The organism is Lentzea sp. NPDC058436 (genome assembly GCF_042721515.1).
Classification (GTDB): Bacteria; Actinomycetota; Actinomycetes; order Mycobacteriales; family Pseudonocardiaceae; genus Lentzea.
In genome coordinates this window covers 282586-303771 of sequence record NZ_JBHXLF010000003.1, presented here as the reverse complement: position 1 = coordinate 303771, position 21186 = coordinate 282586, and the positions used below count along the sequence as shown (strand labels likewise).

Annotated in this window: 22 protein-coding genes; 16 read left to right on the top strand and 6 right to left on the bottom strand. The window is 71.1% G+C overall.

Annotation, left to right across the window (positions count from 1 at the left end; all coding sequences use genetic code 11):
• Positions 1-4: 4 nt before the first annotated feature.
• Both ACFWN2_RS15145 and ACFWN2_RS15140 read left to right on the top strand, forming a co-directional pair.
• Complete coding sequence (locus ACFWN2_RS15145; RefSeq protein ID WP_382427903.1) at positions 5-1207, top strand: hypothetical protein; 1203 nt, start codon at positions 5-7, stop codon at positions 1205-1207.
• A gap of 30 nt (positions 1208-1237) precedes the next feature.
• The gene (locus ACFWN2_RS15140; protein WP_382427902.1) at positions 1238-3787 is read left to right on the top strand and encodes a hypothetical protein; all 2550 of its coding nucleotides are present in this window, start codon (positions 1238-1240) and stop codon (positions 3785-3787) included.
• Here the strand turns inward: ACFWN2_RS15140 and ACFWN2_RS15135 are convergent, their stop codons facing one another.
• The gene (locus ACFWN2_RS15135; protein WP_382427900.1) at positions 3788-4255 is read right to left on the bottom strand and encodes a hypothetical protein; all 468 of its coding nucleotides are present in this window, start codon (positions 4253-4255) and stop codon (positions 3788-3790) included.
• A gap of 65 nt (positions 4256-4320) precedes the next feature.
• Between ACFWN2_RS15135 and ggt the strand changes: the two genes are divergently transcribed.
• On the top strand, positions 4321-6090 hold the full coding sequence (gene ggt, locus ACFWN2_RS15130; protein ID WP_382427899.1) for a gamma-glutamyltransferase: 1770 nt from the start codon (positions 4321-4323) through the stop codon (positions 6088-6090).
• Between the two features lie 69 nt (positions 6091-6159).
• On the opposite strand, the gene ACFWN2_RS15125 is transcribed toward ggt, so the two are convergent.
• Genes ACFWN2_RS15125 through ACFWN2_RS15115 form a run of 3 tightly spaced genes read right to left on the bottom strand, consistent with a single transcriptional unit; the run spans position 6160 to position 8442 of the window.
• Positions 6160-6678, bottom strand: a complete 519-nt coding sequence (locus ACFWN2_RS15125) for a DinB family protein (RefSeq protein WP_382427897.1) — start codon at positions 6676-6678, stop codon at positions 6160-6162.
• A gap of 4 nt (positions 6679-6682) precedes the next feature.
• On the bottom strand, positions 6683-7840 hold the full coding sequence (locus tag ACFWN2_RS15120; protein WP_382427895.1) for a hypothetical protein: 1158 nt from the start codon (positions 7838-7840) through the stop codon (positions 6683-6685).
• The gene (locus tag ACFWN2_RS15115) at positions 7840-8442 is read right to left on the bottom strand and encodes an RNA polymerase sigma factor (RefSeq protein ID WP_382427893.1); all 603 of its coding nucleotides are present in this window, start codon (positions 8440-8442) and stop codon (positions 7840-7842) included. The genes ACFWN2_RS15120 and ACFWN2_RS15115 overlap by 1 nt, the downstream gene beginning before the upstream one ends.
• Positions 8443-8562: 120 nt before the next feature.
• Here ACFWN2_RS15115 and ACFWN2_RS15110 point away from each other — a divergent pair, with 120 nt between their 5' ends.
• The 13 genes from ACFWN2_RS15110 (at position 8563) to ACFWN2_RS15050 (ending at position 17749) form a co-directional block, all read left to right on the top strand.
• Positions 8563-8712 carry a hypothetical protein gene (locus tag ACFWN2_RS15110; protein ID WP_382427891.1) on the top strand — a complete coding sequence of 50 codons (150 nt, stop codon included), beginning with the start codon at positions 8563-8565 and terminating at the stop codon, positions 8710-8712.
• Positions 8713-8758: 46 nt separating this feature from the next.
• A complete protein-coding gene (gene def / locus ACFWN2_RS15105; protein WP_089912292.1) occupies positions 8759-9307 on the top strand; it encodes a peptide deformylase in 549 nt (182 codons plus the stop codon).
• Between the two features lie 2 nt (positions 9308-9309).
• A complete protein-coding gene (fmt, locus tag ACFWN2_RS15100; RefSeq protein ID WP_382427889.1) occupies positions 9310-10236 on the top strand; it encodes a methionyl-tRNA formyltransferase in 927 nt (308 codons plus the stop codon).
• Positions 10233-10715, top strand: coding sequence for a hypothetical protein (locus tag ACFWN2_RS15095; protein ID WP_382427887.1), 483 nt, complete (start codon positions 10233-10235; stop codon positions 10713-10715). The genes fmt and ACFWN2_RS15095 overlap by 4 nt, the downstream gene beginning before the upstream one ends.
• Positions 10712-12148 (top strand): RsmB/NOP family class I SAM-dependent RNA methyltransferase, encoded by a 1437-nt coding sequence (locus tag ACFWN2_RS15090; protein WP_382427885.1) that lies wholly within the window; start codon positions 10712-10714, stop codon positions 12146-12148. The genes ACFWN2_RS15095 and ACFWN2_RS15090 overlap by 4 nt, the downstream gene beginning before the upstream one ends.
• A 113-nt stretch (positions 12149-12261) precedes the next feature.
• A complete protein-coding gene (locus ACFWN2_RS15085; RefSeq protein WP_382427884.1) occupies positions 12262-12738 on the top strand; it encodes an AAA family ATPase in 477 nt (158 codons plus the stop codon).
• 10 nt (positions 12739-12748) lie between these two features.
• Positions 12749-13246 (top strand): flavoprotein, encoded by a 498-nt coding sequence (locus ACFWN2_RS15080; RefSeq protein ID WP_382427882.1) that lies wholly within the window; start codon positions 12749-12751, stop codon positions 13244-13246.
• Positions 13247-13272: 26 nt separating this feature from the next.
• Positions 13273-13938 carry a ribulose-phosphate 3-epimerase gene (gene rpe / locus ACFWN2_RS15075; RefSeq protein ID WP_382427880.1) on the top strand — a complete coding sequence of 222 codons (666 nt, stop codon included), beginning with the start codon at positions 13273-13275 and terminating at the stop codon, positions 13936-13938.
• A 14-nt stretch (positions 13939-13952) separates the two neighbouring features.
• The gene (gene ribD, locus ACFWN2_RS15070) at positions 13953-14936 is read left to right on the top strand and encodes a bifunctional diaminohydroxyphosphoribosylaminopyrimidine deaminase/5-amino-6-(5-phosphoribosylamino)uracil reductase RibD (protein WP_382428726.1); all 984 of its coding nucleotides are present in this window, start codon (positions 13953-13955) and stop codon (positions 14934-14936) included.
• A gap of 8 nt (positions 14937-14944) precedes the next feature.
• A complete protein-coding gene (locus tag ACFWN2_RS15065; protein WP_382427878.1) occupies positions 14945-15565 on the top strand; it encodes a riboflavin synthase in 621 nt (206 codons plus the stop codon).
• Positions 15562-16824: a bifunctional 3,4-dihydroxy-2-butanone-4-phosphate synthase/GTP cyclohydrolase II gene (locus ACFWN2_RS15060; protein ID WP_382427876.1), complete on the top strand. Its 1263-nt coding sequence runs from the start codon at positions 15562-15564 to the stop codon at positions 16822-16824. Before ACFWN2_RS15065 ends, ACFWN2_RS15060 begins: the two co-directional genes overlap by 4 nt.
• Positions 16821-17318, top strand: a complete 498-nt coding sequence (ribH, locus tag ACFWN2_RS15055) for a 6,7-dimethyl-8-ribityllumazine synthase (RefSeq protein WP_382427875.1) — start codon at positions 16821-16823, stop codon at positions 17316-17318. The genes ACFWN2_RS15060 and ribH overlap by 4 nt, the downstream gene beginning before the upstream one ends.
• Positions 17318-17749, top strand: coding sequence for a PH domain-containing protein (locus tag ACFWN2_RS15050; RefSeq protein WP_382427873.1), 432 nt, complete (start codon positions 17318-17320; stop codon positions 17747-17749). The genes ribH and ACFWN2_RS15050 overlap by 1 nt, the downstream gene beginning before the upstream one ends.
• On the opposite strand, the gene ACFWN2_RS15045 is transcribed toward ACFWN2_RS15050, so the two are convergent.
• Positions 17746-18171, bottom strand: coding sequence for a DUF1761 domain-containing protein (locus ACFWN2_RS15045; protein ID WP_382427871.1), 426 nt, complete (start codon positions 18169-18171; stop codon positions 17746-17748). The genes ACFWN2_RS15050 and ACFWN2_RS15045 overlap by 4 nt on opposite strands.
• Positions 18172-18289: 118 nt before the next feature.
• Positions 18290-21118: an aconitate hydratase AcnA gene (gene acnA / locus ACFWN2_RS15040; protein WP_382427869.1), complete on the bottom strand. Its 2829-nt coding sequence runs from the start codon at positions 21116-21118 to the stop codon at positions 18290-18292.
• Positions 21119-21186 lie beyond the last annotated feature (68 nt).

Genomic DNA, 21186 nt, shown 5'->3' with positions numbered 1-21186 from the left:
TCCCGTGGAGATCACGGGGGATGAGATCCGGAAGCGGATGGTCGATCACGAGTCGTTGGACCCGTCGGGCTTCCGCCTGACCGGAGCGACGATCACCGGTCAGCTCGACCTGACCGACGTGGTGGCGAAGAAGCCCTTGGTGCTGCGGGACTGCACCACCGAACAGCCGGTGCTGCTCAGCCGCGCCCAGTTCACCCTGCTGGACCTGCGGGGCCTCGTCGCCCCGTCCGTCGAGGCCCGCGGTCTCGCCGTGGACCACCACCTCAGGCTGAGCGGCGCCCGGCTCGGCGCCGGGGAGTCGATCGACGCGCTGCACATGCGCATCGGCGGCAGTGTCTACCTGGACGAGGGCTTCCACGCCGCCGGCTCCGTGACGCTGAGCGGATCCCGCATCTCCGGCGTGCTGATGTGCGGCAGCGGGCGTTTCGAGGCGGGCCTGACCCTGGTCGACCTGCAGATCGGCGACGGCATCTTCCTGAACGAGGGCTGCGACGTCTCCGGCGGCGGCAGGCACGCGGCGGTGCGGCTGCGCGGCACCCGGATCGACGGGCAGATCATCCTCCGCGAGGGCCGCTTCTCCTCCGGCGTCGCGCTGGACCTGCGTCACCTGCGCGTCGGCAAGGACCTGCTCATGCCGTTCGGCGGGATCGACGGCAACGTGCAGCTCGAAGGGCTGACCTACGAGGGCCTGCCGCGCGACGCCACTGTGGACGAATGGCTGTCGTTGCTGTCGTCACGCACCCTCCGCTACTCGGCCCAGCCGTGGGCACAACTGGCCCAGGCGCACCAGGCGGCCGGCCACGAGCGCGACGTGCGACGGATCCGCGTTGCCCAGCAACGCGATCTGCGCCGCCGGGGCCAGCTCTCGCGATGGGGACGCCTCTGGCACCTGGTCCGCGGCGTGACAGTCGGCCACGGCTACCGACCAGGCCTGGCCCTGGTGTGGCTGGCCGGGGTGCTCGCCGCAGCGGTCGGCGTGGTCCTGACCTCCGGCGCCGTCCGCTGCTCCGTCGTGGAGCAGGTCGGCTACGCCCTCAACGTGGCGACGCCGCTGGTCAAGGTGGACGCCGCCCGCTGCACCGTTGACACCGCCGCGCCCACCGGCCAGTTCGTCCTCGGCGTCACCTGGCTGCTGCAGATCCTGGCCTGGGCCTTCGCCACCCTGTTCGTGGCGGGCTTCACCGGTTTGGTGAGGCGCAACGCGTGACTGTCGGGGGTGTCTGATACACCAGGAGGCATGAGCGCGAAGACCGGAGCGAGAAAAGGGGAGCGGGTCCCCGCGGAGTCGCTGCCGGTCGCCCGGATCGTGGTGGACGTCCCCCTGGCCCACCTGGACCGCCCCTTCGACTACGCGGTTCCGTCCGAACTGGACGAAACCGCCGTCCCCGGCTGCCGAGTCCGAGTGCGCTTCGCGGGCCAGCTGGTCGACGGCTACCTCCTGCAGCGCGCCGAGAAGTCCGAGTACGGCAAGAAACTCGCCTTCATCGAGAAGGTCGTGTCCGCGGAACCGGTGCTGGCCCCCGAGATCGCCGCACTGGCCCGCGCGATCGCCGACAGGTACGCGGGCGGCATGATCGACGTGCTGCGCCTGGCCATCCCGCCCCGCCACGCCAGAGCGGAGGCCGCCGCGTCACCGGAACCACCTCCGCTCCCACAACTCCCGGCGTGGGTGCCCGAAACGCCGGACCTGGCGCCACCGTCGGACGAGGCCGCGGAGGGCACGCCGCACGAGGTGCCGGCTGCCGTCGTGCTCGCACCGACGCTCGACGCGCGCCCGCCCGCCGACCCCGCTGAGCCTTCCGTCGCCGAAGCCTCGACCGCCGGACCCTCGGCTCCCGACTCCACCCCGCCCGCCGACTCGTCCCACACCGCCGACTCGTCCCACACCGCCGAGTCCTCCCACACCGCCGAGTCCCCAGACTTGGCGGCCCCCGCCTCCGGACCCTCAGCTTCCGCCCTCACCCCGCCCCCCAACCCCGTCCTGCCCGCCGACTCCGCCCTGCCCACCCCGGCTGCCCATCCCACATCGGCCGCCGCCGACTCCGTTCAACCCACCTCGGCCGCCCAGCCCACCCCCGCCGACTCCGCTCAGCCCACCCCGGCCGCTCAGCCCACCCCGGCCGCCCCCGAGCCCGCCACCGAGTCCCCCTCCACCTCTGCTTCCGAGCCCGCCGCCGAGCACACCGCCTCCCTTCCCTCGCCTCCCCGCTCGCAGCTGCCGCCCGTCCCCGCTGACGCCTGGTCCCGCTACCCCCGCGGCCCCAAGTACCTGGAGGCCCTGCGCGAGGGCCGCCCCGCCCACGCCGTCTGGCAGGCCCTGCCCTCCGAGGACTGGCCCGCCCGCCTGGCCGAGGCCGCCGCCGCGGTCGCGTCGTCCGGGCGTGGTGTCGCGATCGTGGTGCCCGACCACCGCGACCTCGCCCGTGTCGCCGAGGCGTGCGGCAGGCTCATCGAAGGCGTGGTGACCCTGTCGGCCGATCTCGGCCCGTCGGAGCGCTACAAGCGCTGGCTGGCCGTGCGGCGCGGTGTGGCGCGGGTGGTGGTCGGCACGCGTGCCACGGCGTTCGCGCCGGTTCGGGATCCCGGGCTGCTCGTCGTGTGGGACGACGGGGACGACCTGCACGTCGAGCAGCGGTCGCCGTATCCGAACGTGCGCGACGTGCTGGTGCAACGCGCGCACATGACGGGTGCGGCGTTGCTGATCGGCGGGTTCGCGCGGACGGCCGAGGCGCAGCTGCTGGTCGAGACGGGCTGGGCGCACGAGATCGTGGCGTCGCGCGAGACGTTGAGGTCCGTGGCGCCGCGCGTGGTGGCGGTGGGCGACAACGAGTGGCAGGACGTCAAGGACTCGGCCGCCCGCACGGCGCGGTTGCCGTCCATCGCGTTCGACGCGGCGCGGTTCGCCCTCGCCGACTCGCCGGTGCTGATCCAGGTGCCGCGTCGCGGGTACGTGCCGTCGCTCGCCTGCGGTCAGTGCCGGGGGCCGGCGCGGTGCCGCCGGTGCGCGGGGCCGCTGGCGTTGCCCGGCGGGACCCAGGACGGGCTGCCGAAGCCCGCGTACTGCCGGTGGTGCGCCGCGACGGAGGCCGGGTTCCGGTGTCCGACGTGCGGGTCGCGCAAGCTGCGCGGGCAGATCATCGGGGCCAGGCGCACGGCGGAGGAGCTCGGGCGGGCGTTTCCCGGGCATCCGGTGCGGACCAGCGGTGCCGACGAGGTGCTGACGAAGGTGCCGGGCAAGCCCGCGCTCGTGGTTGCCACGCCGGGCGCCGAACCCGTGGCCGAGGGCGGCTACGGCGCGGTCCTGCTGCTCGACGGGTGGGCGTTGCTGGGCAGGGCCGACCTCAGGGCCTCCGAGGAGGCGCTGCGGAGGTGGATGACGGCCGCGGGACTGGTGCGGCCCGGCAACGGGCGCGTGGTCGTGATCGCGGACTCGAGTCTGACGCCGGTGCAGGCCCTCGTCCGCTGGGACCCGGTGTGGCACGCGGCCACCGAGCTCGCCGCGCGCACCGAGCTCGGGTTTCCGCCGGCGGTCAGGATGGCGACCGTCGACGGCACCCCGGACGCGGTGAACGCCATGCTCGACGAGCTGCGGCTGCCGCCCACCGGCGAGGTCCTCGGGCCCGTGCCGCTGGGCGACGACGAGACGAAGGAACGCGCGCTGGTCCGGGTCTCGCGCGCCGAGGGCCGTCAGCTGGCCGCCGTGCTGGCCGACGCGCAGGCCGTGCGGACGGCGCGCAAGGAGCAGGAGCTGGTGCGGATCAAGCTCGACCCGCTGGAGGTGCTGTAGTCAGCTCCAGAAGTGGGAGCGCAGGCCCGCGACGTTCTCGCGGATGTCCTCGTCGGTGAGCTTCTCGTACTCGAGGTACTCGCTCATGTACGTCATGAGCTCGTTGCGCTCGGGGTGCTGCTCGCCCGCGATCACGTGCGCCGTCGTGCCCGCGATGCCCGCCGGGAACAGCAGGAAGCCGTCGAGGCCCGCCATGGTGTCGAAGGAGGCGTTCTTGGCCTCCCACAGCGTCCAGACGTCGTCCTCGCGGCCGCACTCGGCCAGGAGCAGCGCGGCGAGCACCAACGCCTCGCGCACGCCCCAGCCTTCCTGGTGCGAGGCGGTCTCCTCGGCGAGGAGGTGGCGCAGCAGATCGGCGTCGCCCTCGCGGCGTTCGCGCAGCAGGAGGTGCAGCGCCTCCTCGCGGTCGGCCTCGTCGAGCGGGGTGTTCGTGAAATCGGTTCGCAACTGGTCAAGATCGATCGACACGCCCGCACCTTAGGCCTTCCTCAAGGGGTGTTGCCATCCGGTCACAACGGAGTAGAAGTTTCCGCATGTTGCGAACGGTCGCTGTGTTGACACTCTCCGTCGTAATGGTCGCTCCTGCTCCGGCAGGCGCGGCGGAACCATCGCCACGCGTTCCCGAACAGGTGGGCTGGGGAGGCGCCGTCTCGAGCGTCGACCCCGACGCGTCCCAGATCGGCATCGACGTGCTCCGCCGCGGTGGCAACGCCGTCGACGCCGCCGTCGCCACCGCCGCCGCGCTCGGCGTCACCGACCCGTTCAGCGCGGGCATCGGCGGCGGCGGGTTCTTCGTCCACTACGACGCCCGCACCGGCCGCGTGTCCACTTTGGACGGCCGTGAGACGGCGCCGCGTTCCGCGACCGACCAGCTCTTCGTGGAGAACGGCCAGCCGCTGCCGTTCGCCGAGGCCATGACCAGCGGCAAGTCCGTCGGCGTTCCCGGCACGCCCAAGACGTGGCAGCAGGCGCTGCGCAAGTGGGGCACGCTCGACCTGCGCGGGGCCATGGCGCCCGCGGAAGCGTTGGCGCGGCGCGGTTTCGTCGTCGACCAGACGTTCAACTCGCAGATCGCGAACAACGCCGCCCGCTTCGCCGACTTCACCTCGACGCGCGACCTCTACCTGCCCGGTGGTCAGCCGCCGGCGGTCGGCAGCACGTTCCGCAACCCGCAGCTCGCCGACACCTACCGAGAGCTCGCCCGCACCGAGCTTGCGTCGCTGTACGGCGGCGCGGTCGGCCGCGACCTGGTGAACACGGTGCGCAAGCCCCCGGTCGTGCCCGGCTCCACCCGCAACGTCCGCGCCGGCGACATGCAGCTCTCCGACCTGGCCCGCTACCAGGTCGAACGCCGCGACCCGACGCACACCCGCTACCGCGGCCTCGACGTCTACGGCATGGCCGCGCCGTCGTCCGGCGGCACGACCGTCGGCGAGGCGCTCAACATCCTGGAGTCGACCGACCTCTCGAAGGCCTCCGACGTCCAGTACCTGCACCGCTTCATCGAGTCGACCAAGCTCGCCTTCGCCGACCGCCTGCGCTGGGTCGGCGACCCGGCCTTCTCCCGCGTGCCGACCGAGGGCCTGCTCTCGCAGAAGTTCGCCGACAGCCGCGCGTGCCTGATCAAGCCCGACGCCGTGCTGCCCGCCCCGCAGCCCGCCGCCGACCCGCGCGACCCCAAGGCCTGCGAAGCCACCGCCGGAACGTCCGCCCAGCGCGAGGACGCCGAACGCACCACGCACCTCACCACGGCCGACCGCTGGGGCAACGTCGTCGCCTACACCCTGACCATCGAGGCGGAGGGCGGCAGCGGCATCGTCGTGCCGAACCGCGGCTTCCTGCTCAACAACGAGCTCACCGACTTCGAGTTCGTCGCCCCGAACCCGGCCGTCCCGCACCCGAACCTCCCCGGCCCCGGCAAGCGCCCGCGCTCGTCCATGGCCCCGACGATCGTCCTCGACCACGGCAAGGTCGTGCTCGCCGTCGGTTCACCGGGCGGCGCCACCATCCTCACCACGGTCACCCAGATCCTGACCGGACGCCTGGACCGCAAGCTGTCCCTGCTCGACGCCGTGGCGGCCCCGCGAGCCTCCCAGCGCAACGCCGCCACCACCCCGGCGGAAGCGGCGTTCATCGCCGCCTCGACCACAGCGGGCCTGCAGGCCATCGGCCACAGGTTCAGCCAGAACGCCGAGATCGGCGCCGCCACCGCGGTCGAACGCACCAAGGACGGCCGCTGGCGCGCGGTCGCCGAGCCGACGCGCCGCGGAGGCGGTGCGGCCCGCGTGGTGAAGGTGGGCTGAGCCACCGCACTCCAGAACGCCGAAGGGGCCGTACCGCACGTCGGTCCGGCCCCTTCAGCTGTGTCGCGATCAGTTGTTCGTGCGGCCGTCGATGCGTTCGCGGATGAGGTCGGCGTGGCCGTTGTGCTGCGCGTACTCCTCGATCAGGTGGATGTAGAGCCAGCGCACCGACATCTCGCCCCACCTCGCGTGCACGAAGGTGTCGTCGAGGTCCCGCGTGGCGGCCGCCACGCGGGCCTCCGCCATCTCGGCGACGAGCTCGGCGTACTCGGCCTCGGCGCGGGCCGGGTCCAGGTCCTCGAAGGCGCCGTCCTGGCTGCCCGGCGCGCTGTGGCGGGGCTTCACGTCCTGGCCGGCCAGGCGGACGCGGAACCACATCCGCTCCACGTCGGCGAGATGGCGGACCAGGCCCAGCAGGGTGAGGTTCGACGGCGGCGCGGACGCCTCGGCCAGTTGCTCACCGGTGAGGCCCGCGCAGTTGTGCAGGAACGTGGCCCGATGACGGTCGAGCCACGCCTCCAGCATCGGGCGCTCCGGACCGACGAGCGGTTCCTCGGTGATGTCGACTTCGGGTGCCGTCCAGGTCATGACCTCATGATCGCTCCAGACCACCCTCGTAGACGACCTCTCCGGCGGAGTTGCGCCCCACGAGGTGCAGACGGTCCTCGTAGTTGAGGCTGCTGTCCCCCGCGACGACGGGGACAGCAGCCAGGAAGTGCCCGTCCACCACGTCCGCGGTCACCGCTTCTCCTTCTTCGATCGACACCTCGACGGTGTCGATCGAACGCTTGATGCGTCCAACGACCACAAGCGCCGACTTGGAGCCGTGGGACGTGATCAGGACGGGCTTCTCGGGTTTCGGGAGGCTGGGGAGGTGTTCCCAGTGGGGCTCGGGAACGCCGGGCCCGAAGACGCAGGTGGCCCACGCGTCGTGCTCGCGGTGGGCGAGCAGCACGCCCTCTCGCTGATCGAGACCCGATATCAGAAGTGGTGACCAGTTCTGGAGGTCTTCGGCGTTCGCTCCGCTCCGGTACGAGGAGTCGGTGCACCTGGCGATCACGTTCGTCGCCGTCCAGGGATCGGGGTCACCGCTCTCGAAGCTCTGGGACTGGGCCATAGACCCCTCGGGGACGTCCGCCATGGGGATGATCCGGTCGTCGAAGACGAGATCGGTGTAGATGTCCTTGTAACTGGTGTCCACGACGAAGAAGTGCGGTGTGACCACACCGACCGTGGTCTTGGCGCCTGGGGAGGCGATGTCCTGCCTCAAGCGGGCCTGCACCGTTCGCGCGCCCTTCGGCGGAACCCCCGCGATGATCCCGAAGGTGCGGAAGGTGACCGTGCCCTCCTGCAGAGCGGCGGGCCGGAAGCTCTGGGACGCGACGAACGCCTTGGACCGGGTGAGCTCGCAGAAGCGCCCGTCCCTGCCTGCCAGGACCTTGCTCAGGCCGAGTTCCACCATCTCGGAGGACTGCCAGTCCTGGTCACCCAGGGCGGTCCGGCAGCGCGCCAGGTCCATGCCGGACGGTGTGATCACGCCTTCGCTGCCGGGACGAGCGTGCTGCATGAACGGCTGCGTGACGAACTGGGCGGCGGCGACACCGCCCGCGATCAGGAGCACCACGGCCGCCACGGCCAGCGGGGCGCGGCCTCGGCGTGCGGAGGAGCCGGCGGCCTCGGTGAAGTCCGGGCGCATGCGCTCCTTGACGTCGGCGGGCAGTGTGCGGCGGGGTGGCAGGTCGAAGGCCATCACTGCACCTCCAAGGTGTCGTAGGACAGTTGCTTGCGCAGGCGGGAACGGGCGCGCGAGATGCGGGACCGGACGCTCGCCTCCGCGACCCCCAGAACCTCGGCGGCCTGCGCGGTGGACAGCTCGCCGAACAGGACCAGTTCCACGGCCTCGCGTTCGGCGCGGGGGAGGCGTTCGACGGCCTCCAGCACCTCGCGCAGACGGGCCTCGTCGTCGAGGGACGCGGCGACGTCGTCGGCGTGGTCGCGCTGCACGTCGTTGCGCGGCACGCGGTGCAGCAGCCGGGTGAACCGCGCCTTGCGGCGGAACTCCGAACGTGCCAAAAAACCCGCGACGGTGAACAGCCACGGCAGCGCGCTGTCACGCACGAGTGTCATCTCGGCGCGGCGGCGCCACGCGGTCATGAACGTCGCCGACGTCAGGTCCTCCGCCGTCGACCACGACGCGGTCAGCCGGTAAGCGTGGTTCCACACCGCCTCGGCGTAGCGGTCGTAGAGCACGCTGAACGCGTGCTCGTCGCCGCGTGCCCACAGGTCGGCGTCCGACGGGGCGTCCTCACGCACGCCGGCCGCCCCCTCCCAGATCGGTCGCATCAGCCTCATGACCTGGAGGTGTCCACCTTCCGGCCGAGTGTTGCACCCGATCTTCCTACCTCGGGCTGATGCTGTCTCGATACTGCGAGACGATGTGGGCTGACCTGCGCGAACGGCACAGTTGACGCCATGACGACGACTACCGCCTCCAGCGCCCCGGTTGCCCACATCGACTTCCACGCGCTGCTGCGTCCCGTGCTGACGGCGCTGCGCTTCACCGGCCACTTCGTCCTGGCACTGGTGGGCGTGATCTTCCTCGGCAGCGCGTCCGAGCACTGACCGCGCTCCTCGTAGACTGGCCCCCAGTCCACACGAGGAGCACTGCGTGACCGTCCAACCCATCCGCCTGTTCGGCGACCCCGTGCTGCGCACAGCGGCCACCGAGGTCGTCGACTTCGACAAGGAACTGCGCACCCTGGTCAAGGACCTGTGGGACACGATGCAGAACGCGGGCGGAGCGGGCCTCGCCGCGCCCCAGCTCGGTGTCGGACTGCGGGTGTTCACCTACCACTGCGACGGTTTCGCCGGCCACCTCGTCAACCCCACGTGGGACGTCGTGGGCGAGGAGATGCAGGACGGCTCCGAGGGCTGCCTGTCCATCCCCGGCATGTCGTGGGACTGCAAGCGCCACCTGCACGTCGTGGCCAAGGGCTGGAACATGCACGGTGAGCCCGTCGAGGTCGAAGGCACCGAGACGCTGGCCCGCTGCATCCAGCACGAGTCGGACCACCTCGACGGGGTGATGTTCCTCGACCGCCTCGACGCCGAGACCCGCAAGAAGGCCATGCGGGAAATCCGGCAGGCCGAGTGGTTCGACGGTACGGTTCCCACCTTGAAGCAGAGCCCGCACCCACTCTTCGGCAGGTCCAGCTGACCATGCGACTCGTGTTCGCCGGCACGCCCGAGGTCGCACTGCCCTCGCTGCGCGCCTTCATCGACTCCTCCCGCCACGACGTCGTCGCCGTGGTCACCCGCCCCGACGCCCCCTCCGGCCGCGGCCGCAGACTCGAACGCTCCCCGGTCGGCGCGCTCGCCGACGAGCACGGCATCGAGGTCCTCACCCCCGCCAAGGCGGGAGACCCCGAGTTCCTGGAGCGCCTGCGCGCGCTGGAACCCGACCTCTGCCCGGTCGTCGCCTACGGCAACCTGCTCCCGCAGCGCACCCTCGACGTCCCGAAGTTCGGCTGGGTCAACCTCCACTTCTCCGTGCTGCCCGCGTGGCGCGGCGCCGCGCCGGTGCAGGCCTCCGTGCGCAACGGCGACGACATCACGGGCGCCTCGACGTTCCGCATCGTCAAGGAGCTCGACGCGGGCCCGGTGTTCGGCGTGGTGACCGAGAAGGTGCGCGAGCGCGACACCTCCGGCGACCTGCTGACCCGCCTGTCGATCTCGGGAGCCGACCTGCTGCTGTCCACTGTGGACGGAATTGAGGACGGCACTCTGCGTGCCGTCGAGCAGCCCTCCGACGGCGTCACCTACGCCGCGAAGATCGCCGTCGAGGACGCGCGCCTCGACTTCACCACGCCCGCCACGGCCGTCGACCGCCTGGCGCGCGCCGTGACGCCGGACCCCGGCCCGTGGGCCGAGTTCCGCGGCGAGCGGCTCAAGCTCGGCCCCGTGACGCCCGTGGCCGACGTGACGCTGCCGGCGGGCGAGGTGCTCGTCGAGCGCAAGCGCGTGCTCGTCGGCACCGCGACCACCGCTGTGGCCCTCGGTGAGGTGCAGGCGCAGGGCAAGAAGCGCATGGCCGCCACCGACTGGGCGCGTGGCGTGCGGATCGAAGCAGGGGAGCGCATCGCATGACGGCCCTCCGCCCGAGCCTGGCCGGTGTTGCCGGTGGGCGGGGCGCGGACGTGAGACGGGGCTCGGACGTGTTGCACGGTGCCTCCGGGCGGTTGGGGACGGACCTGGTGCGCGTTGCGCGCGGGTGGCCGGGCACGATCGCGGCGCGCGTCGCTGGTGGGCGCCGGGTAGCGGACGTGCTCCGTGCCGGTCGTGAACTGCGGGACATGGGCGTGGTGCGCGCCGCGAACGAGTGGCTGGGCACGGGTGTGGTGCGGGTGGCGCAGGACACGGCCGTGGTGCGTGTCGGCCGAGAGCCGCAGGGCACGGGCGTGGTGCGCGTTGGTCGAGAGCCGCGGGGCACGGCCGTGGTGCGTGTTGGCCGGGAGTTGCAGGACACGGCCGTGGTGCGCGTTGTGCGTGAGCGGCAGGACATGAATGCGGCATGGGTGCACCGTGCCGTCGCAGGGGAGCCCGAGACAGTGGAGTACACCGCATGACCAACCACTCGCGAGGCGCTTCCAAGCCGTCCCGCCCGAGCAGGCCTCACCCGCCGCGCCGGCGCACCGGGCCCTCCCGGCCACCCGTGGAGGACCCGGCGCGCCTTGCCGCGCTGGAGACCTTGCGCGCTGTGCGGCAGCGTGACGCGTACGCGAACCTTGTGCTGCCGCAGATGCTTCGCGACCGTCGCATCACCGGTCGTGACGCGGCGCTGGCCACCGAGCTCACCTACGGTGCGGCGCGAGCCCAGGGGCTGCTCGACGCCGTCATCGAGGCCTGCTCGGACCGCCCGCTGTCCGAAGTGGACGGCTCGGCGCTCGACGCGTTGCGGCTGGGTGCGTATCAGCTGCTGCGCACCCGGATTCCGTCCCACGCCGCGGTCGCCTCGACCGTCGACCTCGTGCGGGCCGAGCTCGGGTCCGGCATCGCCGGCTTCGTGAACGCCGTCCTGCGCCGTGTGGCGGAGCAGGACGAGGCCGCCTGGGTCGACGAGCTGGCACCGGACCCGGACACCGACCCGATCGGCAACCTGGCCTTCACCCACGCGCACCCGCGCTGGATCGCGCAGGCGTTCGCGGAGGCCCTCGGCAGCCGCGAGGAGCCGCTGAAGCTTGCCCTTGAGGCCGACGACGCCCGCCCGGCCGTGCATCTGGTCGCACGGCCCGGCGAGGTGAGCTCCGACGAGCTCGCCGCCATCACGGGCGGCGACGTGGCGCCGTACTCGCCTTACGGGGTGCACCTGGAGGCGGGCGCGGGCGACCCGGGCGATCTCGAGCCCGTCCGGGAGCGCCTCGCCAACGTCCAGGACGAGGGCAGCCAGCTGTGTGCGTTGGCCCTGACGCGCGCGTCGCTTGAGGGCACTGATGACCGCTGGCTGGACCTCTGCGCGGGCCCTGGCGGCAAGGCCGCCCTGCTGGCCGCACTGGTCGGCCTCGAAGGTGGCGAGCTGATCGCCGTCGAGAAGGCGCCCCACCGCGCCGAGCTCGTGCGCAAGATCACCTCCGGCCTGCCGGTCACCGTGGAGGTGGCCGACGGCCGCGAGACCGACTTCCTGGAAGGGGCGTTCGACCGCGTTCTCGTCGACGCGCCCTGCACCGGTCTCGGTGCCCTGCGCAGGCGCCCGGAGGCGCGGTGGAGGCGCCAGCCCGCCGACGTCGGCACGCTCACGAAGCTGCAGCGGGAGCTGCTCACCGAGGCGTTGCGACTGGTGCGTCCTGGCGGCGTCGTGGCTTATGTCGTGTGCTCACCTCATCTCTCGGAGACCGTGGGGGTGGTGACGGACGTCGCGAAGCGGACCGGGGCCGAAGTGCTGGACACGCGGGAGCTCTTCCCGGGAGTTCCGGACCTCGGGGAAGGCCCGCACGTCCAGCTCTGGCCCCATCTGCACGGCACCGACGCGATGTTCTGCGCGGTGCTGCGACGCCCTGTTTGAGCGCTCGTGAAGGACGCTAGCGACGGGGTCTGACAGCAAAGGGCCCCGTCGGCCCGCAAAGGGGCACTACGGCTCCGGGATTCACTGAGTCGGGTGACGGCAGGGGGTGCGGGATGCCCATCGTCCTGGTGACCGGGATGTCGGGCACGGGGAAGTCGACCGCGCTGGAACTGTTGGCGCGCAGGGGATATCGCACCGTGGACACCGACTACGGCGACTGGATCGACCGCACCGGCGAACCGCGGTGGCGCGAGGACCGGATCGACGCCCTGATCGCCGGGCACGAGAAGTCGAAGGAGCCGTTGTTCCTCGCGGGCACGGTGGTCAACCAGGCGGTGTTCTACCCCAGGTTCGACGAGGTCGTGCTGCTCAGCGCACCGATCGGCACCCTCCTCGACCGCGTCGCGACCAGGACGACCAACCCGTTCGGCACCACCGCCGAGGACCGCGAACGGATCATCGCGAACACCCGCGAGGTCGAGCCGTTGCTGCGCGAGTCCGCCACCGCCGAGATCGACACGCGGCTGCCACCGGATCTCGTCGCGGACCGTCTGGCAGCGCTCGCCGGGCCGCCGGGACGCCCGGCCTAGGATCGTCCACATGACACGTGGGCTGCTCGGACTGGTCGCCAGCGGCTGCGGTGGCGTCGAAAGCTGGTTCCGCACCGAACTGGCGCAACCGGCCAGGGACAGGGGTTGGCAGCTCGCCATCACCTTCACGCCGGCGGTCGCCCCGTGGTTCGAGGAGGCCGGAGAGTTGGAGAAGCTCCAAGCCCTCACCGACCTCCCGATCCGCTGGGAGCCGAGGATGCCCGGCCAGCCCAAGCCCTACCGGACGCCGGACGCGTTCATCTTCGCCCCCGCCAGCGCGAACTCCGTGGCCAAGCTGGCCCTGGGCATCGGCGACAACCAGGCCCTGACCGCGCTGAACGAGGCCATCGGCGTCGAGGACTGCAGGGTCGTCGTCCTGCCCCAGGCCAACGCGGACAAGCGCCGTCACCCGATGTGGGAGACGCACGTCACGACGCTCACCGAGGCGGGTGTCGTCGTGGTCTCGGACGTGCCTCCCGGCAGGCTGCTCGACCTGTTGGACACCTAGACTTCACCCTTGTGGTCCACACGCCGATGATCGCCCCCAGCATCCTGTCCGCCGACTTCGCGCGCCTCGCCGACGAGCTCGCCGCGGTGCCCACGTCGGACTGGATCCACGTCGACGTCATGGACAACCACTTCGTGCCGAACCTGACCCTCGGCCTGCCGGTGGTGAAGTCGCTGCTCAAGGTGACCGACATCCCGATCGACTGCCACCTGATGATCGAGGACCCCGACCGCTGGGCCATCGGCTACGCGGAGGCGGGCGCGTACAACGTCACCGTGCACGTCGAGGCGGCGAACGACCCGGTCGCACTGGCCAAGAACCTGAGGGCGGCGGGCAGCAAGGCCGGTCTGAGCATCAAGCCCGGCACCCCGCTGGAGCCGTACGTCGAGGTCCTCAAGCACTACGACACGCTGCTGGTGATGTCGGTCGAGCCCGGCTTCGGCGGCCAGAGCTTCATGGCGGACGTGCTGGACAAGGTCCGCCAGGCCCGCCACCTCGTCGACACCGGGCACCTCAAGCTGGTCGTGGAGATCGACGGCGGCATCAACGCCGACACGATCGAACAGGCCGCGCAGGCCGGTGTGGACTGCTTCGTCGCGGGCTCCGCGGTGTACGACGCCGCCGACCCCGGCAAGGCGGTCGAGGCACTGCGTGCTTCGGCGGCCCGTGCCCAAGGGGATCGGACGACGTGACTCCCGAGGACGCGATGGTGCTCGCCATCGCGGAGAGCGAACGGGTGCGGGGCACCACCAGTCCCAACCCGCCGGTCGGCTGCGTGATCCTGGACGAAAGCGGCGAAGCGGTCGGCTTCGGCGGCACGCAGCCCGTCGGCGGTTCGCACGCCGAGGTCATGGCTCTCAAAGAGGCGGGCACGAAGGCGCAGGGCGGCACGGCCGTGGTCACCCTTGAGCCGTGCGCGCACTACGGCCGCACACCGCCGTGCGCCGAAGCACTCATCGCGGCGGGCATCAAGCACGTCGTCCACGCCATCAGCGACCCCAACCCGAGGGCGTCAGGCGGCGCGGACCTGCTGAGGCAGTCCGGGGTCACGGTCGAGAGCGGCGTTCTCGCGCAGGAAGTCAGCAGGGGACCCCTCAGGGCGTGGTTGCACTACGCGCGCACGGGCCGTCCGCACGTCACGTGGAAGTACGCGGCCTCGCTCGACGGCCGGATCGCCGCCCAGGACGGCACCAGCCAGTGGATCAGCTCGGAGACCTCCCGCACGGAGGTCCACGACCTGCGCGCGAAGCTCGACGCGATCGTCGTCGGCTCGAACACGGTCAGGCTCGACGACCCGGCGCTGACCGCCAGGGACGCCGCAGGAATGCCGTTGGCCCGTCAGCCGTTGCCGGTGGTCGTGGGCATGAGCGACCTGCCGGTTGGAGCGAAGCTCCAGCACACCGCGCTACACCTTCGGACGCACGAACCGGACGACGTGCTGGACGCTCTCGCCGAGCAGGGGGTGGTCGACGTGCTGCTGGAGGGCGGCCCGACGCTGGCAGGCGCGTTCTGGCGGGCCGGCAGGGTCGACCGCGTGCTCGCCTACATCGCGCCCGCGCTGCTCGGGGCGGGTCCCGCCGCGGTGCTGGACGCGGGCGTGTCGACCATCACGGACGCTGTCCGGTTGGCCGTGGAAGAGTTCACCATGAGCGGGCCGGACTTGCGGATCAGCGCGGTTCCGCAAACTTAGGAGGAGCGGTGTTCACCGGGATCGTCGAGGAACTCGGCCACGTCGTAGCGACGGAGGACCTGCCGGACGCGGCACGGGTCCGCATCGCCGGGCCGATCGTCACCAGCGACGCGAAGCACGGCGACTCCATCGCGGTGAACGGCGTCTGCCTCACCGTCGTGGAGGTGCGGGACGGCGCGTTCACCGCCGACGTGATGCGCGAGACCCTCAACCGCAGCAGCCTCGCGAAGCTCGCCGAGGGCGACAAGGTCAACCTGGAGCGCGCGGCCGCGGTCGGCCAGCGCCTCGGTGGCCACATCGTGCAGGGTCACGTCGACGGCACGGGCTCGATCCTCGCGCGGGAGAAGGCCGAGCACTGGGAGATGGTCCACATCGGACTCCCGCCCAGCCTCGCCCGCTACATCGTGGAGAAGGGGTCGATCACGGTCGACGGCGTCTCGCTGACGGTGGTCACCGTCTCCGAGGACCAGTTCACCGTGAGCCTGATCCCGACCACCCTCGAACTCACCACGCTCGGGCACCGCCTGCCCGGCGACCTGGTGAACCTGGAGGTCGACGTGCTGGCGAAGTACGTTGAACGACTGGCGATCCCGCACCTGCGGGCCATCGCGGGCGAGGAGGCCCAGTGAGCACCGACTTCGCCGAGATCGAGCGCGCGATCAAGGACGTCGCCGCCGGACGGCCCGTGGTCGTCGTGGACGACGAGGACCGCGAGAACGAGGGCGACCTGATCTTCGCCGCCGAGAAGGCGACGCCGGAACTGCTCGCGTTCATGGTCCGCTACACGTCCGGTTACGTCTGCGTGGCGCTGACGGACTCCGACTGCGACCGCCTCGACCTGCCGCCGATGTACCACACGAACCAGGACCAGCGCGGCACCGCGTACACGGTCACCGTGGACGCCCGCGAGGGCATCAGCACCGGCATCTCGGCCGCCGACCGCGCCCGCACGATCCGGTTGCTCGCCGACCCGACGTCGAAGGCCAACGACTTCAACCGGCCCGGTCACGTGGTTCCGCTGCGCGCCAGGGACGGTGGCGTGCTGCGCCGCCCCGGCCACACCGAGGCGTCCATCGACCTGGCGCGTCTCGCGGGCCTGTCGCCCGCCGGCGTGCTCTGCGAGATCGTGTCGCAGAAGGTCGAGGAGGACATGGCCCGCCGCGACGAGCTGGAGGTGTTCGCGGCCGACCACGACCTCGCGCTGATCACGATTGCCGACCTCATCGCGTACCGCCGCCGGGTCGAGACCCAGGTCGAACGCGCCGCCGAGGCGCGAATCCCGACCGCGCACGGCGTGTTCACCGCGTTCGGCTACGACAGCCTGCTCGACGGCATCGAGCACGTCGCGATGGTCTACGGCGAGATCGGCGACGGCGAGGACGTGCTGGTGCGCGTGCACTCCGAGTGCCTCACCGGTGACGTGCTCGGCTCGCTGCGCTGCGACTGCGGCCCGCAGCTGGACGCGGCGCTGGAAGCCGTTGCGGCACAAGGCCGTGGCGTCGTGCTGTACATGCGCGGTCACGAGGGCCGTGGCATCGGCCTGATGCACAAGCTGCAGGCGTACCAGCTGCAGGACCAGGGCGCGGACACCGTGGACGCGAACCTCGTGCAGGGCCTGCCCGCCGACGCGCGCGACTACGGCACGGGTGCGCAGATCCTCGTGGACCTCGGCATCAAGTCCATGCGGCTGCTGACGAACAACCCGGCCAAGCGCGTCGGACTGGAGGCCGGATACGGTCTCCGTGTGCTGGACCGGGTGCCGCTGCCGATCTCCCCGAACCCGGAGAACCTGCGGTACCTGCGCACCAAGCGCGACCGGATGGGCCACGAACTGTCTCAGCTGGAGCAGTACGAGGCCGTTGTTTCCGCTACGGAGGACCAGGAATGAGCGGCGAGGGCCGTCCAGAGCAGACGAAGCTCGACGGCAAGGGCCTGAGCGTCGCCATCGCGGCGACGCGCTGGCACACCAAGATCACCAACCAGCTCGTCGAGCGCGCCCTCAAGGCCGCGCAGGACGCGGGCTGCGCCGACACGACCGTCGTGCGCGTGGCGGGAGCGATCGAGCTTCCCGTCGTGGTGCAGGAACTCGCGCGGCACCACGACGCCGTGGTCGCGCTGGGCGTCGTCATCCGCGGTGGCACCCCGCACTTCGAGTACGTGTGCGACTCGGTGACCGACGGGCTCACGCGCGTCGCGCTGGACGAGTCCACGCCCGTCGGCAACGGCGTGCTGACGACCGACACCGAGGAGCAGGCCCTGGCCCGCGCCGGTCTGCCGGACTCGGTGGAGGACAAGGGCTACGAGGCGACCGTCGCCGCGATCGACACCGCACTGGTGCTGCGCGGCCTCCGTCAGCCCTGGACCGAGCGAGATTTCGAGTGATGACGTCCATCGTGTTGCGCCCCAAGAAGATCCGCCGAGTCGCGTGGGCGTGCGCGGTCGGCCTCGTCGCCGTCTTCACGGTGGTGGGCCTGCTGCTGGGCGACACCCCGACCGGCGTGATCTTCCGGACCTCCGACCAGGTCGCCATGATCCTGCTGGGCTTCCTGCTGGCGGGCGGTGTGCTGCTGCTGACCCGTCCGCGCGTCACCGCCGACGAGGCGGGTGTCGACGTGCGCAACGTCGTGACGTCGCACCACTACGACTGGAACGACGTGCTGTCGGTCAGCTTCCCGGACGGTGCCGCGTGGGCCCGCCTGGAGCTGCCGGACGACGAGTACGTGTCGATCATGGCGGTGCAGGCGACGGACCGCGACTACGCCGTCTCGTCCGTGCGCGCGTTGCGTGAGCTGCACAAGGCCGCGCGCGTTTAGGTCCACTGACCGAGGATCGCGCCCGCGAGCGTGAGTCCGACGACGTGATAGCCCGCTCCGATGGCCGCGAAGGTGATCGGAGCGGGCTTCGTCATGTCGTAGGCACCTGTCACCATCCGGACGGGCACCGCGACGCCGACACCCACGACGAGGCCGAGCAGCAGGCCTTCCATGATGGTGTCGGTGTTCGACGCGTTGCCGACCATCGCCGTCGCGAGCGTGATGACGAAGCACGTCAGCAACGGGATGGCGTAGACGGCCGCGTTGACCTTCTCCGGCGGGCTCAGGTCCTGGCCGGACGCGCGCTGGTAGGCCCTGCCGAAGGCGAACTCCGCGTACCAGACCATGCCCAGCGCGAAGTACGCGATGGTGGCAACGACGACGGCCAGCCAGTTGAGGTCGCCGAGCACGCTCAGGTTCATGGGTTCTCCGCAATGATCAGGTGACTTGGCATCGCGGGGTGGAGGTTCGCCGTTACGAACCCATAGACGGCGAAAGGGCCGCTCACCGGTGGTGAACGGCCCTTTCGGTCCAGCGTGACTAGCTGCGGACCATCTTGCGCAGCACGTACTGCATGATGCCGCCGTTGCGGTAGTAGTCGGCCTCACCGGGCGTGTCGATGCGGACGACCGCGTCGAACTCGACCTTCGAGCCGTCCGCCTTGGTGGCGGTCACGTGCACCGTCGACGGCGTGGTGCCGTTGTTCAGCTCCGTGACGCCACCGAAGTCGAACGTCTCGGTGCCGTCGAGGCCCAGCGACGACGCGTTGTCGCCCTGCGGGAACTGCAGCGGCAGAACGCCCATGCCGATCAGGTTCGAGCGGTGGATGCGCTCGTAGGACTCGGCGATGACCGCGCGGACGCCGAGCAGCGAGGTGCCCTTGGCCGCCCAGTCGCGCGACGAACCCGAGCCGTACTCCTTGCCCGCCAGCACGACCAGCGGAACGCCGGCCTCCGCGTACGACACCGAGGCGTCGTAGATGGTGGTCTGCGGGGCGCCGTCGGCCAGGAAGTCGCGGGTGAAACCGCCCTGGACGTCGTCGAGCAGCAGGTTGCGCAGGCGGATGTTCGCGAACGTGCCGCGGATCATCACCTCGTGGTTGCCACGACGCGAGCCGTAGGAGTTGAAGTCCTTGCGCTCCACGCCGTGCTCGGTCAGGTACTTGCCCGCGGGCGAGTCGGCCTTGATCGAACCGGCGGGGGAGATGTGGTCCGTGGTGACCGAGTCGCCCAGCAGCGCGAGCACGCGAGCGCCCGAGATGTCGGTGACCGGCTTCGGCTCCATCTCCATGCCCTCGAAGTACGGGGGCTTGCGCACGTAGGTGGACTCGGAGTCCCACTCGAACGTGTTGCCGGTCGGCGTGGGCAGCGACTGCCAGCGCTCGTCACCGGAGAACACGTTCGTGTAGCCCTTGGTGAAGCCCTCCGCGGAGATCGAGGTCGAGATGACCTCGGCGATCTCGGCCGGCGACGGCCAGATCTCGGAGAGGTACACCGGCTTGCCGTCGGTGTCGAAGCCGAGCGGCTCGGTGGTGATGTCCTTGTCCATCGAACCGGCCAGCGCGTACGCCACGACGAGCGGCGGCGACGCGAGGTAGTTCATCTTGATGTCCGGGTTGATCCGGCCCTCGAAGTTGCGGTTGCCGGACAGCACCGAGACGACCGCGAGGTCGCCTTCCTGCACACCCGCCGAGATCTCCTCCTGCAGCGGGCCCGAGTTGCCGATGCAGGTGGTGCAGCCGTAGCCGACCAGGTGGAAGCCGAGCTTCTCCAGGTACGGCATGAGGCCGGCGCGCTCGTAGTAGTCCATGACGACCTTCGAGCCCGGCGCCAGGGTCGTCTTGACCCACGGCTTGCGCTCCAGGCCGCGCTCGACGGCCTTCTTGGCCAGCAGAGCGGCACCCAGCATCACGGACGGGTTCGAGGTGTTGGTGCACGACGTGATCGCGGCGATCGCGACGGCGCCGTGGTCCAGCTCGAACTCGTTGCCGTCGAGGGTGACCTTGATCGGGTTCGACGTGCGGCCCTGCGCGCCCTCGGCGGCGGAGTGGACGGGGGCGCCGTTGGTCATGCCCTCGTGCAGCGCGGCCGGGTCGGACGCCGGGAACGTCTCGTCGATGGCCTCGTCGACCTCGCCCTTGGTCTCACCGGAGACGTAGGCGCTCAGCGCGGAGCGGAACGACTCCTTCGCCGAGGTCAGCTCGATGCGGTCCTGCGGGCGCTTCGGGCCGGCGATGGACGGGACGACCGTCGCCAGGTCGAGCTCCAGCGTCTCGGAGAACACCGGCTCGCGGGACGGGTCGTGCCAGAGGCCCTGCTCCTTGGCGTAGGCCTCGACGAGCGCGATCTGCTCCTCGGAACGGCCGGTCAGGCGCAGGTAGTCGATGGTCTCGCCGTCGATCGGGAAGATGCCGACCGTGGAGCCGAACTCCGGCGACATGTTGCCGATCGTGGCGCGGTTCGCCAGCGGCACGGCGCTGACGCCCTCGCCGTAGAACTCGACGAACTTGCCGACGACGCCCTGCTTGCGCAGCATCTCGGTGATCGTGAGCACGAGGTCGGTCGCGGTGGCGCCGGGGGGCAGCTCACCGGAGAGCTTGAAGCCCACGACCCGCGGGATCAGCATGGAGACCGGCTGGCCGAGCATCGCGGCCTCGGCCTCGATGCCACCGACGCCCCAGCCCAGCACGCCGATGCCGTTCACCATCGTGGTGTGCGAGTCGGTGCCGACGAGCGTGTCGGGGTACGCCTGGCCGCCCCGGACCATGACGACGCGGGCCAGGTGCTCGATGTTGACCTGGTGCACGATGCCGGTGCCGGGCGGGACGACCTTGAACTCGTCGAACGCGGTCTGGCCCCAGCGCAGGAACTGGTAGCGCTCGCGGTTGCGCTCGTACTCCAGGTCGACGTTCAGCTCGAACGCGTCCGGACGGCCGAAGATGTCGGCGATGACCGAGTGGTCGATCACGAGCTCGGCGGGCGCGAGCGGGTTGACCTTCTCGGCGTCGCCGCCGAGCTGGGTGACGGCCTCGCGCATGGTGGCGAGGTCGACGACGCAGGGGACACCGGTGAAGTCCTGCATCACGACGCGGGCCGGCGTGAACTGGATCTCGGTGTTCGGCTCGGCGGTGGGGTCCCAGTCGGCGAGAGCGCGCACGTGGTCGGCGGTGATGTTCGCGCCGTCCTCGGTCCGCAGCAGGTTCTCCAGCAGGATCTTCAGGCTGAACGGAAGACGCTCGGCGCCCTCCACGGCGCTCAGCCGGAACACCTCGTACGAGGCGTCGCCGACGTTGAGCGTGCCGCGGGCGCCGAAGCTGTCCAGGCTGTTGCCTCCATCGCCGGCAGGCGAGGGCGTAGCTGGCTGAGTCACGTGCAACTCCATCTGGTGACAGCGCGGTGGTCAGTTCGGGGTACGGGGAGAGTCTTCCTCAAGCGGTT